The organism is Neobacillus mesonae, from assembly GCF_023715155.1.
Lineage (GTDB): Bacteria > Bacillota > Bacilli > Bacillales > Cytobacillaceae > Neobacillus > Neobacillus mesonae_A.
Genome location: NZ_JAMBNQ010000015.1, coordinates 16145 through 32283, shown reverse-complemented (window position 1 = coordinate 32283; position 16139 = coordinate 16145). Strand labels below are relative to the sequence as shown.

Genomic DNA, 16139 nt, shown 5'->3' with positions numbered 1-16139 from the left:
TGATACTAACGTAATCACCGTTTTGTGTCTAGTTTTCGTAGGTTTTCGTAAAATAAATCATTCAAACTTATGATAAACGATAACAATTCCATTTTCCCTAATCAGTTTTGCATCTATTTCATATGCAAGACCTCTTTTAAAAATAATTACTATATTATATAAAAAAAAGCTTGTTCTTAAAAAAGAAAAACAAAATATTAAAAAAGCCCTGAATTGGGCTTTTTTAATCAAATGTTCGTTGGGCTATTTGGTATATCCTTGAGTGAATGGAATCCTGTTTAACCATTTCTTCATTAAAGAGAATTTGGAACTTTCCTTTTCCATTTAATATTTTCACTTGATAAACTCCATTAAATTTTTTGATGCCCCGTTTAATCTTTTTCATGCAGCTCGTACAAGCAATATGACCTACGGATACTTCCATAACACTCATGCTGACAGCCCCTTTCTCTTGGTAGTTAACTTTTCCACAAATGATTTTCCGTATTGAATACATTCTTCTTTCTCTTCATCTGTGGGCGATAAATCAATTTTTAACCCATTAAAGACGACTTGGGCGCCAAGCATTGTTAATTTTTCTATTAAAATATCTACAGCACCGCCGCGGTTTTCGTAAAAAGAATCGCAAGAACCAAATACCGCTGCTGGTTTATCTGTAAGTTTTAAGCTATCCATTTCCTCGTAAAAATCTAGAAACTCATCAGGAAGATTACCATCGTCCCAAGTATAGGCCCCTAACAAAATCCCATCATATTGTTCTAATTCTGCAGGATCTGCCATCAGTACGTCTTTTATCTCAACAGATGCACCGGCTTCTCGGATTCCATCTCCAATATATTCGGCTATTTCCTCTGTATTCCCGGACATGCTGGCATAAACAATTAAACAAGCAGCATCCATCATGTACGATCACCTCTTGTTTTTTCTTTAGTATAATGAAAATCATTCTCATTAACCTTGATATACATCAAGGTTTGATATAAATCACTACATTCCCATTCCATAAGAGATAATATAAGGTATAGACGTTTGTTCAGGGAGTGATTTAAATGAGTTGTGGACATGGCTGCTCACATGAGTCTTCATGCCTAATTACTGTCCCTGTTTTTAAAGGGTTGAACGAGAAAGACCTGCAGGCACTGCAGCAGGTGACCAGAAGCCGAAAATTTTTAAAAGGGGAATTTATTTTTCACGAAGGAGAACTCTCCGAAACATTATTTGTTGTTAATGAAGGACTGATTAAACTGACAAAAATGTCAGCAGAAGGGAAAGAACAAATCGTTCGTATACTTTTCCCCGGTGATTTCTTCGGGTTATTTTCTTTATTAAAAAATGACAAGCATTATGTCAATGCCGAAGCCGCTGGAAATACAGTGATTTGTTATCTTGAGAAAAAGGATTTCTTGAAAGTAATGGAAAGCAATGCCGATTTGTCTTACCGCTTTTTGCTTGCGGTAAATGACCGGTTGTATGAAGCAGATGAATCAGTAAGTCTGTTAAGTTTAATGGAGGTAGAACAGCGGTTAGCGAGAGCACTTATCCTATTTCACGATAAAATGCATGCTGGAAATAGCACTTTTACTCTGCCGATTACGAAAAAAGATTTAGCAGGGTTTATTGGGACAACACCAGAATCTGTCAGCCGAAAACTGTTAACGTTTATGTCGCAGGGGCTAATTCATATGGACGGCAGGCGGAACATTCAAATACTAGAATTGGAAAAATTAAAAGAACTAGCTGGATTGGAGTAAGTCCATCCAGCTTTTATTTTAAAATTCATCTAATTTTACAGCCATGAGGCGGAAGTGCATTGGTTCGATTTCATTGACAATAACGTTCATTCCAAATGATTGCAGATTGGCAATAAGCGGCTCTCCCCTGTGCGGCAGGTGAATTTCAAAAATTGTTCCTACCGGTGCCGTCTTTATCGCATTCAAAATTTCACCGCGTGGGTGTTCCCCCTTCGCCACCCGTGCACGCACATCGATTATCATCTTTTGACCATCTAACTGAAAGATACCGCTCATTTTTCAATCCCCTTTTCATAAGATTGGTTTTAGTATAGCATGGCCATTTTTTTAAAAAATTGATTTACATCAAGTTGAGATTGAGGTCATGGTCTTCTTAAAATTGCCCGAACTGGACTTCCATCTCCTTCTGCAAGCGGCAGCGGGAGCGCGATTAATTCGTAGTCTCCCGGCTCTATCTCATCTAACTGTAACGACTCCAGGATATGGATTCCTTTTTCATGAAGAAGTTGATGGGCAGGCAGGTTGATACTATCAAGCGGGTCAACAGAAGGGACATCGACCCCAATCAGTCTTACTCCCTTCCCTGCTAAAAATGATGCTAACTCCGGCTCGATGTGAGGGATTTTGTCAGGGAATTTATCTGGGTTTGTCCATGCAAGTGTTTTAAATAGAATTCGTTTAACACCTTCAAGCTCCATGTCTTGAACTTCTTCTATACCGATTTGTTCCCTTCCTGTCATATCCACCACTTTTGCCAGGCCGGCATAATGGTCTAAATCTAAATCAATAATTCTTTTTCCATTATGATCAAAATGAAACGGAGCATCGACATGTGTACCTGAATGAGTACTTAACACCATACTGCCAACGTTTACAGTGGTTCCCCCCTCTTCCGTACTTGAAACTGTATATTGAAAAGGGGTATCTCCCGGCCAAACAGGCATGTTGTTCCGAAGTTTTCTTGATATATCATAAATCGGCATAATTTCTTCACTCCTAAATATTTTTCCTTTTATTATTATTTCACATCATTATAATGATTCAAAAAATTTTTTTTAAAAACTTCTTGCAAAACTATTAAAATATAATATAATAACTATATCAAAATCATTTCTGACTTTTTTTAAAAATCAAAATCGATGACGAGAAGAGTAACTTGTTCTCCTTTGACCCCAGAGAGCCGGCGGATGGTGAAAGCCGGTGTCAAAAAACAGGTGAAAATCATCTCTGAGATGCAAGGGTGAATTAAAAGCGGAAGCACCTGGTTTAAGACATTGGGCCTGAAGGACTGCGACTGAGAAAAAGGAAACATGAAGAGCGACAGCAATCGATGTTGACTTATCGCAGGGAGAAGACCGAAGGACACTAATCGCTAGGTGTTGAAACTAGATAGTTGTGTCGAAGTTCATTTAACTTTTCCACAACTCAAAGTAAGCCTTGCCGGATTGCCTGCCGTTACAATTGGACGCGTATGATAGTACGTTGATCGAGAGCTGCAAAGATTTTTTTCATTTGCAGAAGTAGGGTGGTAACGCGAGCTAGCTCGTCCCTAATTTTAGGGGCGGGCTTTTTGTATTTTCAAAAAAAGCCAAAGAAAAGGAGAGGGAAAAGATGAAGAAGAGAGATACGTTTTTTGTTGGGTTAATGCTATTTTCAATGTTTTTTGGAGCAGGCAACTTGATTTTCCCGCCGTTCCTCGGAATGGGTGCAGGAACTTCCTTTTGGCCGGCGATTATTGGATTTATTTTAACGGGAGTCGGGCTGCCGTTATTGGTTATTTCAGCTATCGCACTTGTTAAGGATGGAGGAAATGCCCTTGGAAATAGGGTCCATCCATGGTTTGGCGCTGTTTTCACTGTATTGGTTTATTTATCAATTGGACCATTCTTTGGGATTCCTCGTAATGCCAATGTCGCGTTTGAGATGGGCTTTAAACCATTCTTAGGAAATGTTCATACGAGCGATTCTATGCTATTACTTGGTTTTACAGCCGTATTCTTTTTACTTGTTTTTCTATTAAGCTTAAATCCATCCAAAGTGGTCGACTATATGGGGCGCATCATTACCCCAACTTTATTATTATCTATTGTTGTCCTTTGTGTAACCGGATTTTTCAAATTGGATAAACCATTACAGGCTCCAAATGAAACTTACCAATCAGCATCTTTATTTAAAGGCTTTATTGATGGATATCAGACAATGGATGCATTAGCCGCCCTTGCATTTGGAATTGTTATTTTAACAACCATCCGCCAAAAAGGAGTTACAGATCCAAAACAATTAACCTCTTATACGGTTAAAGCCGCTTTAGTAGCTGGAACTGCACTTGCACTTGTGTATGCTGGAATTGGATTTGTCGGTGCACGAATGGCCGGCTATGGTACATTTGATAATGGAACAGCGATCTTATCATCTGCAGCCGTCATTCTTTTAGGAACCGGCGGGAAAATTCTTTTAGGTTTTATCTTTACATTAGCATGCTTTACCACTTGTGTCGGTTTAACCATCGCCTGTGGTCAATATTTCTCGAAGATGTTTCCAAAGCTGGGCTATCGAACAGTAGTAACACTTGTCACGTTAGTTAGTTTCTCAATTGCAAACCTGGGCTTAAATCAAATTATCGCCATTTCCGTACCGTTCCTGGTTATGGCTTACCCATTAACAATCGTACTTGTCACACTCCCTTTCTTCCACCGCTTCTTCGGCGGAGCCAAAATGGTTTATGCCGGTGCAATGCTGTTAACTGGAATCTTTAGTATCTATGATGGATTAAAAATGTTTGGTTTAAAATGGAATATGTTTGAGTCATTCGCAAGCCATCTTCCATTCGCTTCAGTTGGTCTTGGCTGGATCGTACCAGCTGTTGTCGGCGGGGTGGCAGGATTCGTTTTAGAAAAACTAGGCCGCCAATCTGTTGCAAGCAGTGAGAAGTCTGAGTTAAAAAAAGTATCATAATAATAGGAAAGCCAGTGGATATGCTGAAATCCACTGGCTCTATTTATTTTAGAATAGTGACTCTAACGGGTAATAGAAAACGTTCCTTTTTTCCGGATCACTCTTTTTTCCACTCCAGCAGGTAAAGAACACGTTCCTTTTTTCCGGATCTTCCTTTTTTCTTCTGCAGCGGGCAATAGAATACGTTCCTTTTTTCCGGATCGTCCTTTTTTTCCACTCCAGCGGGTAATAGAAAACGTTCCTTTTTTCCGGATCGTCCTTTTTTCTACTCCGGCAGGCAATAAAACACTCCTCTTTTGGCCGTTATACACCCTTTACTCCCCAAGAAGGAATAGAACAAAGTCCAAATATAAAAACGGCCAGTGAATCATTTTAAGTTAGATCCACTGGCTCTACTTATTCTTCTACACCAAACACAATGCCGTTTTCCCGCCGCACTTCTTCAGTAATCCGCAACACGGCCTTACTTAAGTTTTTCAACGATTTATATTCATCAGTATCCTTTGTCTCAATAATTCTCGCAAAGTCTTTGCATTCATAAACCATATCTTTAGCCTCCTGCTCTACACTAAGCACTTGAGCTTCCTTTGTATGGCTGTCATAAAAGGTGATTTCCGAAATTGGAGCCGCATCTTCTAAAACAAATGTCCCTTTCTCCCCATGAATCTCACATGGCAACATTGAATGGGATACTTTTGAACAAAGAATCGTACAGACAAATCCATCATACGAGAGCACCAGCGTACCGCTGCCATCAACACCGTTTCTTAATAAAACAGGATGATAAGCAGCCTTTTCCGGCTCGCCAAACAGCGCGACTGCTAAAAATAATGGATAAACACCTAAATCCACCAAAGCCCCGCCTGAATATCGTGTTGAAAAAACATTCGGTTCTTCCCCTTTTAAAAATAAATCATAGCGGGAAGAATATTGGATATATGACAGCATCGTGCTTCTTACCTTTCCTGCCATATGAAGATGATCCTTTAAAATCTTAAAATTAGGGGTATGTATATTGCGGATTGCTTCCAATAAATAAACCCCATTCTCCTCCGCCGTCCGGTACGCCTCTTCCCATTCAGTCATATTTGAAAAAATTGGCTTTTCACAAATTACATGTTTCTTATTTTTCAAAAAGACTAAAGTTTGGCTAAAATGAACGGAGTTGGGTGAAGCAATATAGACCACATCAATTTCAGGATTGCAGGCCAGCTCCTCTATATTTGTATAATAATGTTGCGCATGGTACGTTTCTGCAAGTTTTTTCGCCTTTTCGTCTGACCGGGAGTACACTCCTGCAAGCCTTAGATCCTTACTTTCCTGTGCTGCCTGTATAAAAGATTCCGTAATCCAGCCAGTCCCCACTGTTGCAAAGTTAAGCATATTGCTGCTCCTTTCAAGCATTATTTAAAGTACCATTTTATTCTTTTTAAGGTCATTTTTCCAATAAAACGGCAATTTTTTGACTGTTTTTGCATTGAAATACAGGCAAGAATGGAAAAATATCATTATTTATGGTATTTATAGATAATAGATAAGATGAAAGAGGTTGAAAAGAGTGGAAAATCAAAACTCTAATTTTATAAAAGATATTATGAAAAAGGATTTAGAATCTGGTAAACACCAAAGTATTATGACTCGTTTCCCTCCTGAACCAAATGGATACCTGCATATCGGACATGCTAAATCAATCATACTTAATTTTGGCTTGGCTGACGAGTTTAACGGAAAAACAAACCTCCGTTTTGATGATACAAACCCGGCAAAAGAAGACATCGAATTTGTTAATTCCATCAAGGAAGATGTAAAATGGCTGGGCTATGAATGGGACAATTTATTTTTCGCATCCGATTATTTTGATGAAATGTTCAATCGGGCCGTACTTTTAATAAAAAAAGGACTAGCTTATGTCGATGATTTAAATGCGGATGAGATTCGTGAATACCGCGGTACACTTACAGAACCCGGCAAAAACAGTCCTTACCGGGACCGGTCGATTGAAGAAAACCTTGATTTATTTGAACGGATGCGTGACGGTGAATTTGGCAATGGAGAAAAAGTACTGCGGGCTAAGATTGATATGGCATCGCCAAATATTAATTTACGTGACCCAGTAATTTACCGTATCGCCCATGTCAGCCATCACAATACTGGTGATAAATGGTGCATTTATCCGATGTACACTTTTGCTCACCCGCTTGAAGATGCAATTGAAGGCGTAACCCATTCGATTTGTACGATTGAATTTGAAGACCAGCGTCCATTTTATAATTGGGTCGTTGAGCAATGTGAGATGAAAGAACAGCCTCAGCAAATTGAATTTGGCCGGTTGAACTTAACAAATACGGTAACAAGTAAACGGAAACTTAAACAGCTGGTTGACGAAGGATATGTTGATGGTTGGGATGACCCCCGGATGCCAACGATTTCAGGGATGCGCCGAAGAGGCTTTACACCTGAGTCCATTCGAAATTTTATCCATGAAACAGCAGTTTCAAAAAACAATGCCACTGTTGATTTTGAAATGTTGGAGCATTTTGTCCGTGAAGATTTGAAATTAAAAGCACCAAGGACCATGGGGATTATTAATCCGCTTAAGGTGGTTATTACCAATTACCCAGAAGGACAGATTGAGCTGCTTGATGCTGAGAACAATCCGGAAAACCCGGAAATGGGCATCCGCAAGATTCCTTTCTCCCGTGAAATCTATATTGAACAAGAAGATTTTATGGAGAATCCGCCGAAAAAATATTTCCGGCTTTTCCCTGGTAATGAAGTCCGCTTAAAGCATGCTTACTTTATTAAATGTGAAGAAGTCGTCAAGGATGCAGATGGCAAGGTCGTCGAACTGCACTGCACCTATGATCCAGAAACCAAAAGCGGCTCTGGCTTTACGGGAAGAAAAGTAAAAGGGACTCTCCATTGGGTTGAAGCAACCCTTGCTGTTCCTGCAGAATTCCGGATTTATGAGCCATTAATTTTAGACAAAACGAACGAGGATGAGGAAGGGACATTCCTTGACCATATCAATCCAAATTCAATCCAAGTGTTCCAAGGCTTTGTTGAGCAAAACATGAAGGAGAGCCGTCCACATGAGAAATTTCAATTCTTCAGACATGGCTATTTCAATGTGGATCCAAAACATACAACGATTGATAAACTAGTATTTAACCAAATTGTTTCTTTAAAAAGTTCATTCAAATTATAAGCAAAAAAAAGTGTCCGGCACGTTTTATGCCGGGCACTTTTTTAATGAGAATATTTCTTTTTCCAAGAAAAAAACAGAAGCGACAAAACCAGTAAAAATTGCAATGTGAAGATGACAGCATCCCAAAAGGGAGCAGAGGCTGTTCCTTGTGAGAAACCTGGCAATACTTTTCTACAGGCATATACTAATTGCGGAAGATAATATGTAAAAAACAACAAAATGGTTACACCGGCTCCAAAGAAATAGAAAATGGAATAGGTCAATACGGTTCCTCTTTCTTCATCGTAAACCACTTCTTCTTTCGCTGCTGGTTTCAAAAACGGTATATGTTTTCTTATTTGCTGCTGCGCACTTTCCATAAGGTTATAGCAGCCAGATATATTTTCAAATACGTAATATAAATCGGTTTTCATATAAATACAGCATTGGTATACCATGCGGATGAAAGTATCTAAGACAATAATAGACATAATACGCAAAAAAAACTCTGAGTAACCATTCAACAGCTGTTGGGCTATTAAAGCCAAAGATAGAATAACTGTGTCAAAACAAAGCCCTGCTAAGTATAAAATATTCCGGTCCTTGGACGGTAATTTCCAAACTGAAGTCATATCAGTTTCCAACACCACAAAGAACAGACGGTGACCCATCTCTATTCTTGCAGGAAGGTTAAAGGCTCTCATAGCCAGGACATGGCCAAATTCATGAATCAATACCAGAATAAAAGATATAACCATCCATGCTGGTATATTTAGAAACATATAGTGAAAAATAAATAAATCTTTATACTTTGGGAACAATGCCGGATAGACAATAAAAAAGATGACGTTCAAAAAAAATAAAGCAGCATAAACAAAATAAGCTATTTTATTAAAAAAGAATTTCCCTAACTGCGGAGAAATTGATAGATACCCTTGATTTTCCTGTTCCTTTTTCTTCTTGTCAACCTTTACACCGTTTACTTCTGCCACTAGCTCCATCTCTAAAAGTTGTTCGGCAAAATCAAGCAGATTAACCTCTTCATTAGGATAGATGTCTTTAAGCTGATCCTCAATCTTTCCTAAAGTTAAGCCGCTGTTTATTAATTTAATGGCAGCTATACAAACTTCAGGCATTTCATAAAACTCACCTGAGACTTTGTCTTCAACGATGTAACTTTTTTTATCGAATTGTATCTCAGTTGGAACCAATGAAAGACTGGAGTAAAGTGTGAGATTCATTTTTTCCACCGTTCCTTAAATATCTTTGGAATGCGCAGCCTTGCATATTGTTTGCGTTTTTACACAATCGCAAACTCTCCTTAACAAAGAAAGATGCCGGCTCTAAAGCCCGCATCCTACTCATCATGGCTTAATCCAATAACCACACCACCAGCAAGTTGTTTTCACCTTTTTTAGTTTACGAATTTTCATAAGCCCACTTCCTTTCAGAATTAAATTGTTTTGTCCATGGATATGATTTATGGAAATTGACCCATGCAGGGAATACCTTTTTAAATTCTTCAACCAGCATCGGATCGAATTGCGAACCAGTTCCTTCAATAATGCGCTGATAGGCGGTCTCAACGGGTAGTGCTGGACGATATGACCTAGATGAGGTCATAGCATCAAATGCATCAGCAATTGCAGTTACCCTGGCAAGTATAGGAGTTTCTTCTCCTTTTAATTGCTCTGGATAACCTTTACCATCCCATCTTTCATGATGGTAGCGGATCACACTGATGCAATCCTTTATTCCTTCAACATCCTTAACTGCCTCAGCCCCCACTACAGGATGGGTTTTAATAATTTCATATTCTTCTGTTGAAAGCCTTCCCGGTTTCATCAAGATGGAATCAGGAATATGGACTTTCCCTATATCATGCAGCAAACAGGCATAATAAAAAGATTTTAATTCTTCTTTTGAAAAATCACCTAATTCTTGAGCTAATAACAAAGCATATTTAGCGACACGTTCACTATGCCCCCTTGTGTAAGGGTCTTTTAGTTCCAATGTGGCAATTACTCCTTTTACAATCCCCTCCAGCTGGTTATCATAGGAAGATTGAATCGCATGAACATAACCTTGAAACCGAACTAACAGAAAGAACGACATAATGGATAAAACAGCTACTAATATAAAAGGCATAATAACATAGGAAGTATCTAGAATAATTCCAACCAACAAATATTTAACTGTAATTCCCAGACTAACCAGCCAAAAATATCTAGTGCTTAAGAAAATTGGCAAAGTCAGGATTAAAAATACTTCTACCATATTCCCGCTTAAATAGGAATCCCCCTTGCCAAAGTAACTGATAATATCCACAATAAAGGCGGTTATCAAATAGCTGGTAAACAAAATATATTTAATTCCGGAAAATCGATTAGACTTGAAAAAATAATATATGACAGGAATTAAAATCGCTAGCACAACATAATTGATAAACCAAATGTTACTTGGCAGGCCCATTTTTTTATGTGTTACAAAAGCAGGAATAAAAAAATAATAAAAGAAATCATAGCCCAGTAAAATTATATAGAAAAATACAAGAAACCATTTAAGGGTTCGCTTCTCTTCATGCAGTATCATAGAAACCTCCAAGCTATACCAACTATCTGTTATACATTTTAGTTTTACAAAATCTATCACTATTCGCTATCACTCTACATTATATCCTATTAGGAAATCACTTGAAATACTTTACAATAAGGATTTTATTTCCACTCTATTGGTAGAGTAACAGTTACCTCTGTCCCTTTGCCAAAGGTGCTTTCTAATTTTAAATCACCATGATGATCCTTAATAATTTGATTTGTAACCACAAGGCCTAAACCTGTCCCGCCCTTTTTCGTTGTATAAAAAGGAACCAGCAGATTTGAAATATCTTCCTCTTTGATTCCACAGCCTTCGTCTTTAATTGATACAACCACTTTTTCTTCTTCATTAGGTACAGCCGTTATTTTAATTACTCCGCCTTCCGTCATTGCTTCAATGGCATTTTTAAGCAAATTGATAAATACTTGTTTTAGATGTTTATCGTCACATTCAATTAAGGGAAGATTTTTAGCAAAACTTGATGTAATCTCTATCCCCTGCGCTTCAGCCTGCTGTTCCATAAGTGATATCGTATAATTGATAATCTGTTTGATATTTACTTTTTCAATCTGGAATGCTTTTGGTTTCCCAATATACATCAAATCATTGACAATAAAATCAATTCGATCAATTTCTTGAATGATAATTGGATAATAATTACTCTTATCAGGAAACTTCTCATACTGCAGCTGGGCAAACCCTTTTAATGATGCCAATGGGTTCTTGATTTCATGACCGATTGCTGCGGCCATTTGACCAATGACAGCCTGCTTTTCTTTTATCCTTAGCTCTTCATAAACATTCTTTAATGATTCAATATAAGAATTAAACCGAGATAACAAAATAAACGAAATCGCAATTAAAATAATCGTAACGGCAATGGGCATAATAACATCTGTATCTTGCAATACGATACCCAGAAAAAGGTATTTCCCAATGATCCCAAAGGATACCGTCCAAAAGTATCTTTTATTGACAAATATCGGGGCGAAAAACACAAATAACAATTCAACTATATTTCCAGATGCAAACGGTGTATCCGTGCCTAAATATCTCAAAAGATTATCAATAATATCGATGAAAATATAGCCCAAAAAAACAAAATATTTAATAATATAGGGACTGCCCTTTTTTTTAAAGAAATAAGATATGGGCAAGAGTACAATAACGGCTATGTAAAGCCAATCCCCTAGACCTTGTTTTAAATAGTCCTGGTCCCCAAAATTGGTATATTTCGGTATAATTAGGTACCACAACACATTATAAGAGAAAAAAAAGATATAAAATAACCATAAAAAAAGCTTGATCGCCTTCTTCTCTTCGTAAATTAAATTCGGAAATCGGCGACGTTCATCCATACATCTTGCTCCTTAAATACCACAATTTTTGAAAGATTGTAATTTTGTTCATAAATTGTTCTCCTACTATTTTACCATCTTTCTATAGAAATACGATGTTTTTCGACAAATTTTCAATTGGGAAAAAAGCAGCTATCACTTTTTAATGTCTTTCCCAGTGGGATAAGGATTTCTTTGTACCGGTCATTTAACTTTCATCCATGCAAAGCCATTAAACCCTGCTGACTCTATTTTGCCTGAACCAATTTTTCCAAAGGAGCTCTCTAATGATTTATTGACATTTAATATAACTTGCATTATAATTATTTTTTGTGCTTTACTTTAGTGGTAACTTGAATCACTTAGACGACATATAAAAATCGTTTCTGGCTTTTCACAAATGTTTTATCGGAAAGACTTATTCACACTGGAGCGGCCTAGGAGCCGTGAGGATGTAAGAGAGGCAGGGCTTACGTCGTTTAGGTTATAAAACCTACAGTGGAAAAATATACCGCGGCAAATTGGTTGTTTTTTATTAGAAAAAAACTTACAGAATTCAAGTTACGAATAGATAACTATAACAAATAGATAAAGCAAAATTCGAAGGCAGGGGAAATTTCCTCTGCCTTCGTCAATTTAACCAATTTATTTTTCAATTACAACCGCCTGACTGCCCATTTGCTTCCATGCTTTAATAAAACTTTCCCGGCTTAATTTTCGATTTTTTACGCCATATGGATCATTTACATAAATATGGTTCTCATCATATCCGGTAATAGCCACACTGTGTTCGCTAAAAGTGATTTTAATTTTTCCTTGTGGAGTATTCCATGCTTCAAACACTGATACGGGGGCAAAGCTGGATGTCGTGATAATCCAAACCGGCAGTCCCTGGCTGACCTTTTTTAGTAAATCTGTGAATGGACTGTTGGTCAAATTAACTACTTTATTACCTGCATATTTTTGGGCTAAGTCGAATATGGGACCATTATACACTCCTAGCCCTGGACCTTTAGCCATATTTCCGACAAAACCGACATTTGGATTCCCCTTTTTGCCATTAGCATAGGTTAAAGGAACCGTTTTGATATTCTCAGCCAATTCATTTTTCGTCACGTTGATACCATGATAATTCAAAATCATTGCCAGACTGGTGACTTCACAGCCATTATACAGTTTCGGCTGAGCCATCTGGTTGATTAATGGAACATCCAAAAGCTTACTTTTCGGCAATATCGGACCATCCTTTTGAAGTGCCAGCTGACGGGTTTTTAGCGGTGCTGCTTCAGCTGCAGCGACATGCTCCGATTGACTTGCCCTTACTGTACTAATCGTTTTGGCACCAAAAATTGATATTACTAGAATCATAACGATGATTAGCCATTTTTTCATAAAAATTCATTCCTTGTCAGAATAATGGTAAGTCTTCATTAGTTCCATACTACCATACCAAAAGAAATGAAGGGAAGAAAGGGGAAAAGTTGCCATTAAGCAAATCCGATGACTAAAGATGTTTTACTCTTCTGTTATTTATTTTTCTTATGATATGATTTATGACTTCTGAAAAAACAAGTCCAAAGGCAATGGTCCCTGCCAGCATAAACACTTTTGCAGCAAGGCCAATTGCCGTATTATAATCATTTTCAACAAAGTTCCGCATCGCATCATAAGCCATTCCACCTGGTACCAACGGAATAATTCCGGCTACACTGAAAATAATGACCGGTGTTTTATAAAACTTTGCTAATTGGTGGCTTAATACTGCGATAAAAATAGTCGCAGCTAATGTGGCAAGAACGGCATCTTCCGAATAACCGTTCAGAACATAATAAATCAGCCAGCCTCCCGCCCCAGTCAAACCGCACTTGATTAACGTTTCCTTCGGAGCATTAAAAAGAATACCAAAGGCACCCGTTGCAATAAAACTTGTTATTACTTGAATGATTACATCCACAATTGTTCCCTCACCCTCACAAATACGATACAACAAAGGCGATTCCGGCCCCTATGGCAAAGGACGTAAGAAAGGCCTCTGCCCCCTTTGACAATCCGGCGACTAAATGCCCTGCCATTAGGTCCCTGATGGCATTTGTTACAAGCAGACCTGGAACCAGCGGCATAACTGAACCTATTATTATTTTATCTAACTGGTGGCCAATGCCGTTCTTGACAAATAAAAATGAAAGCAGCCCTATCACAAAGGAAGCCAGGAATTCCGAGAAAAATTTAATCGGTACAAACCGGTGAAAGTAAATAAAGCTTAAGTAACCAACACCACCTGAAATCATTGCCGGGATAAAGTCATTCCAGCTTCCGTTAAACATAATCATGAAACAACTGCTTGCAATTGATGCAGCAGCCACTTGTACCTTGAATGGGAAGGTTAAATTCATTGAATTGATTTCGTTTAATTGTTCAAATGCCTGCCTTAGATTGATTTCTCCGCTGCTTATACCCCTTGAGACGCTATTGACCAAAGCGACTTTTTTTAAATCAGTTGACCTTTCAGATATTCTGACCAGCTTCGTTCTGGCAGGTCCTGTGCCTTCTGCAGAAAAAATGATTCCTGTTGGAGTAACATAGCTGTTTGTATTATCAATTCCAAGGGCGGCTGCCATTCGTGTCATAGTGTCTTCCACCCGGTACGTTTCACCGCCGCTTTGAAGCATGATTCTGCCGGCCAGTAAACAAAGTTCCATAATTTCTTTTGTTTGTTCTACCTGATTCCCCATCTTCTCACCACATTAACTAAATTATTTATTTAGTTTAAATCAAAATAAGTTTCTAAAGCAATATTCCTGACAGTTTTAAGGAAGGATAGGAAAGATTCACTATAAACCAAAAATGGACAAACAGCGGGATTGAATTTATTGGAAATTTAGGTAATATAATATTTAGTAAATCGAAGCAAACAATAGAAAGAAGTGTTTATTACTGTGAATCAACAGGGAAAGGCGAAACATAATTTATGGGTCATGTGGTTTGCGAACTTCTTTGTTTCCGGCAGCATGACTATGGTTCTTCCGTTCATCTCTTTATATATTGAAACATTTGGACATTTTTCTACTAAATATGTACAGCATTGGGCCGGTCTGACTTTTGCTGTAACTTTTGTTTCTGCTTTTATGTTCTCACCCATTTGGGGAAAAATCGGTGACCTTTATGGCAGGAAAAAGATTTTAATCATTTCGGGGATAGGAATGGCTGTTTCCATTTTTCTTATTGGATTCGCCCAATCTGTTTGGCAGTTATTCCTTCTTCGTTTTTTCATGGGTTTCTTCTCAGGCTTTATTTCCATGTCTCAAGCATTTATTTCAACACAGACGCCGAAGGAAATCGCCGGTCGTGTTCTTGGCACCCTTCAAACAGGGAGTATCACCGGTTCTTTATTTGGACCTATGCTTGGCGGTGTTCTAGCCGACACCCTTGGATATTCAACTACATTTAAATGGACATCAATCGCCATTTTCATATCAGCCCTGCTGGTGATGACGACAAAAGAATTCCGCATTGATACCCGCTCGGGTGCAAAAAACCATTACTCCAGCAAAGAAGTACTCTTGCATATCATGAGAAATCCCGTTCTTTTAACGGTTCTGTTAATATCAGCCCTTGTTCAGATTGCCCATTTTAGCATTCAGCCGATTCTTTCGCTTTTTGTTAGTGAACTGCATGGGACAACAAATATTGCTTTCTTTTCCGGTATGGCATTTTCCGTAGCCGGAATAGGAAATTTGCTGATGTCACGAAATTGGGGGAAAATTGCTGATAAGTATGGCTATGTTAAAATCCTGGTGATTCTCCTCTTTTCCGCGGGAATTATTTATCTGCCTGGGGCTGCAGTTACGAGTTATTGGCAGTTAGTAGTAATCCGATTTGTTCTCGGAGTAGCCATGGGCGGAATTATTCCAGTGAGGATTGCTTATATCCGTCAGGAAGCCCCAATTGCAATGCAGGGTGAGGTTCTTGGTTATAATACTAGCTTAAGGTTTCTCGGCAACATTATCGGCCCAATGCTCGGTGGCTTCATTTCCGGCTACCTGGGTTTCTCTGCCGTATTTATCAGCACAAGTGCATTACTAATTATCAGTGGTGTCATCCTGCTCGTGGCAATGCATAGGGATCCAAAACTGGTGAAACAGCATTCGGCGTAATGTTCGTTTGACTTTTTATGAGAACTGGGGGAGTCTCGTTTCCTGGCGTGTTGTCCTTATAAGGCTTTTATGAGAACTGGGGCGCCTCATTTTTGGGCTGTGTTGTTCTCATGAACCCTTTATGAGAACTGGAGAGCCTCGTTTCCCGGCTGTGTTG

At 38.4% G+C, this 16139-nt stretch carries 16 protein-coding genes and 1 other annotated feature; of the genes, 4 read left to right on the top strand and 12 right to left on the bottom strand.

What is annotated here, in order from left to right; all coding sequences use genetic code 11:
* Positions 1 to 223: 223 nt before the first annotated feature.
* The gene (locus tag M3183_RS13870) at positions 224 to 433 is read right to left on the bottom strand and encodes a heavy-metal-associated domain-containing protein (RefSeq protein ID WP_251470642.1); all 210 of its coding nucleotides are present in this window, start codon (positions 431 to 433) and stop codon (positions 224 to 226) included.
* Positions 430 to 900: a flavodoxin gene (locus M3183_RS13865; protein WP_251470725.1), complete on the bottom strand. Its 471-nt coding sequence runs from the start codon at positions 898 to 900 to the stop codon at positions 430 to 432. The genes M3183_RS13870 and M3183_RS13865 overlap by 4 nt, the downstream gene beginning before the upstream one ends.
* A gap of 149 nt (positions 901 to 1049) precedes the next feature.
* Between M3183_RS13865 and M3183_RS13860 the strand changes: the two genes are divergently transcribed.
* Entirely contained in the window at positions 1050 to 1751 is a 702-nt protein-coding gene (locus tag M3183_RS13860) for a Crp/Fnr family transcriptional regulator (protein WP_251470641.1), read from the top strand.
* Positions 1752 to 1769: 18 nt separating this feature from the next.
* On the opposite strand, the gene M3183_RS13855 is transcribed toward M3183_RS13860, so the two are convergent.
* A complete protein-coding gene (locus M3183_RS13855) occupies positions 1770 to 2027 on the bottom strand; it encodes an amino acid decarboxylase (protein WP_251470639.1) in 258 nt (85 codons plus the stop codon).
* A gap of 86 nt (positions 2028 to 2113) precedes the next feature.
* Positions 2114 to 2734, bottom strand: a complete 621-nt coding sequence (gene kynB, locus M3183_RS13850; RefSeq protein WP_251470638.1) for an arylformamidase — start codon at positions 2732 to 2734, stop codon at positions 2114 to 2116.
* A gap of 147 nt (positions 2735 to 2881) precedes the next feature.
* Positions 2882 to 3305: a binding site (T-box leader), on the top strand.
* A 57-nt stretch (positions 3306 to 3362) separates the two neighbouring features.
* On the opposite strand from kynB, the gene brnQ reads away from it, so the two are divergent.
* Entirely contained in the window at positions 3363 to 4706 is a 1344-nt protein-coding gene (gene brnQ / locus M3183_RS13845; protein ID WP_251470637.1) for a branched-chain amino acid transport system II carrier protein, read from the top strand.
* Between the two features lie 62 nt (positions 4707 to 4768).
* On the opposite strand, the gene M3183_RS13840 is transcribed toward brnQ, so the two are convergent.
* Together M3183_RS13840 and M3183_RS13835 are read right to left on the bottom strand one after the other, a co-directional pair.
* Positions 4769 to 4987 carry a hypothetical protein gene (locus M3183_RS13840; protein ID WP_251470636.1) on the bottom strand — a complete coding sequence of 73 codons (219 nt, stop codon included), beginning with the start codon at positions 4985 to 4987 and terminating at the stop codon, positions 4769 to 4771.
* A gap of 115 nt (positions 4988 to 5102) precedes the next feature.
* Positions 5103 to 6089 carry a Gfo/Idh/MocA family protein gene (locus M3183_RS13835; protein WP_251470635.1) on the bottom strand — a complete coding sequence of 329 codons (987 nt, stop codon included), beginning with the start codon at positions 6087 to 6089 and terminating at the stop codon, positions 5103 to 5105.
* 175 nt (positions 6090 to 6264) lie between these two features.
* Here M3183_RS13835 and M3183_RS13830 point away from each other — a divergent pair, with 175 nt between their 5' ends.
* Positions 6265 to 7914, top strand: a complete 1650-nt coding sequence (locus tag M3183_RS13830; protein WP_251470634.1) for a glutamine--tRNA ligase/YqeY domain fusion protein — start codon at positions 6265 to 6267, stop codon at positions 7912 to 7914.
* A 41-nt stretch (positions 7915 to 7955) separates the two neighbouring features.
* On the opposite strand, the gene M3183_RS13825 is transcribed toward M3183_RS13830, so the two are convergent.
* From M3183_RS13825 to M3183_RS13800, 6 genes are all read right to left on the bottom strand, one after another.
* Positions 7956 to 9134: a zinc metalloprotease gene (locus tag M3183_RS13825; RefSeq protein ID WP_251470633.1), complete on the bottom strand. Its 1179-nt coding sequence runs from the start codon at positions 9132 to 9134 to the stop codon at positions 7956 to 7958.
* Between the two features lie 178 nt (positions 9135 to 9312).
* Complete coding sequence (locus tag M3183_RS13820; RefSeq protein ID WP_251470632.1) at positions 9313 to 10485, bottom strand: HD-GYP domain-containing protein; 1173 nt, start codon at positions 10483 to 10485, stop codon at positions 9313 to 9315.
* A gap of 125 nt (positions 10486 to 10610) precedes the next feature.
* The gene (locus M3183_RS13815; RefSeq protein ID WP_251470631.1) at positions 10611 to 11849 is read right to left on the bottom strand and encodes an ATP-binding protein; all 1239 of its coding nucleotides are present in this window, start codon (positions 11847 to 11849) and stop codon (positions 10611 to 10613) included.
* Between the two features lie 624 nt (positions 11850 to 12473).
* Positions 12474 to 13220 carry a C39 family peptidase gene (locus M3183_RS13810; protein ID WP_251470630.1) on the bottom strand — a complete coding sequence of 249 codons (747 nt, stop codon included), beginning with the start codon at positions 13218 to 13220 and terminating at the stop codon, positions 12474 to 12476.
* Between the two features lie 112 nt (positions 13221 to 13332).
* Positions 13333 to 13782 carry a threonine/serine exporter family protein gene (locus M3183_RS13805; RefSeq protein ID WP_251470629.1) on the bottom strand — a complete coding sequence of 150 codons (450 nt, stop codon included), beginning with the start codon at positions 13780 to 13782 and terminating at the stop codon, positions 13333 to 13335.
* A gap of 16 nt (positions 13783 to 13798) precedes the next feature.
* A complete protein-coding gene (locus M3183_RS13800) occupies positions 13799 to 14560 on the bottom strand; it encodes a threonine/serine exporter family protein (protein WP_251470628.1) in 762 nt (253 codons plus the stop codon).
* Between the two features lie 243 nt (positions 14561 to 14803).
* Between M3183_RS13800 and M3183_RS13795 the strand changes: the two genes are divergently transcribed.
* A complete protein-coding gene (locus tag M3183_RS13795; protein WP_251470723.1) occupies positions 14804 to 15982 on the top strand; it encodes an MFS transporter in 1179 nt (392 codons plus the stop codon).
* Positions 15983 to 16139: the final 157 nt, after the last annotated feature.

Excerpts from the sequence above, each read along its gene's own strand:
- M3183_RS13870 (WP_251470642.1), bottom strand. The coding sequence starts at position 433 with ATGAGTGTTATGGAAGTATCCGTAGGTCATATTGCTTGTACGAGCTGC.
- M3183_RS13865 (WP_251470725.1), bottom strand. The coding sequence starts at position 900 with ATGGATGCTGCTTGTTTAATTGTTTATGCCAGCATGTCCGGGAATACA.
- M3183_RS13860 (WP_251470641.1), top strand. The coding sequence starts at position 1,050 with ATGAGTTGTGGACATGGCTGCTCACATGAGTCTTCATGCCTAATTACT.
- M3183_RS13855 (WP_251470639.1), bottom strand. The coding sequence starts at position 2,027 with ATGAGCGGTATCTTTCAGTTAGATGGTCAAAAGATGATAATCGATGTG.
- kynB (WP_251470638.1), bottom strand. The coding sequence starts at position 2,734 with ATGCCGATTTATGATATATCAAGAAAACTTCGGAACAACATGCCTGTT.
- brnQ (WP_251470637.1), top strand. The coding sequence starts at position 3,363 with ATGAAGAAGAGAGATACGTTTTTTGTTGGGTTAATGCTATTTTCAATG.
- M3183_RS13835 (WP_251470635.1), bottom strand. The coding sequence starts at position 6,089 with ATGCTTAACTTTGCAACAGTGGGGACTGGCTGGATTACGGAATCTTTT.
- M3183_RS13825 (WP_251470633.1), bottom strand. The coding sequence starts at position 9,134 with ATGAATCTCACACTTTACTCCAGTCTTTCATTGGTTCCAACTGAGATA.
- M3183_RS13820 (WP_251470632.1), bottom strand. The coding sequence starts at position 10,485 with ATGATACTGCATGAAGAGAAGCGAACCCTTAAATGGTTTCTTGTATTT.
- M3183_RS13815 (WP_251470631.1), bottom strand. The coding sequence starts at position 11,849 with ATGGATGAACGTCGCCGATTTCCGAATTTAATTTACGAAGAGAAGAAG.
- M3183_RS13810 (WP_251470630.1), bottom strand. The coding sequence starts at position 13,220 with ATGAAAAAATGGCTAATCATCGTTATGATTCTAGTAATATCAATTTTT.
- M3183_RS13800 (WP_251470628.1), bottom strand. The coding sequence starts at position 14,560 with ATGGGGAATCAGGTAGAACAAACAAAAGAAATTATGGAACTTTGTTTA.
- M3183_RS13795 (WP_251470723.1), top strand. The coding sequence starts at position 14,804 with ATGTGGTTTGCGAACTTCTTTGTTTCCGGCAGCATGACTATGGTTCTT.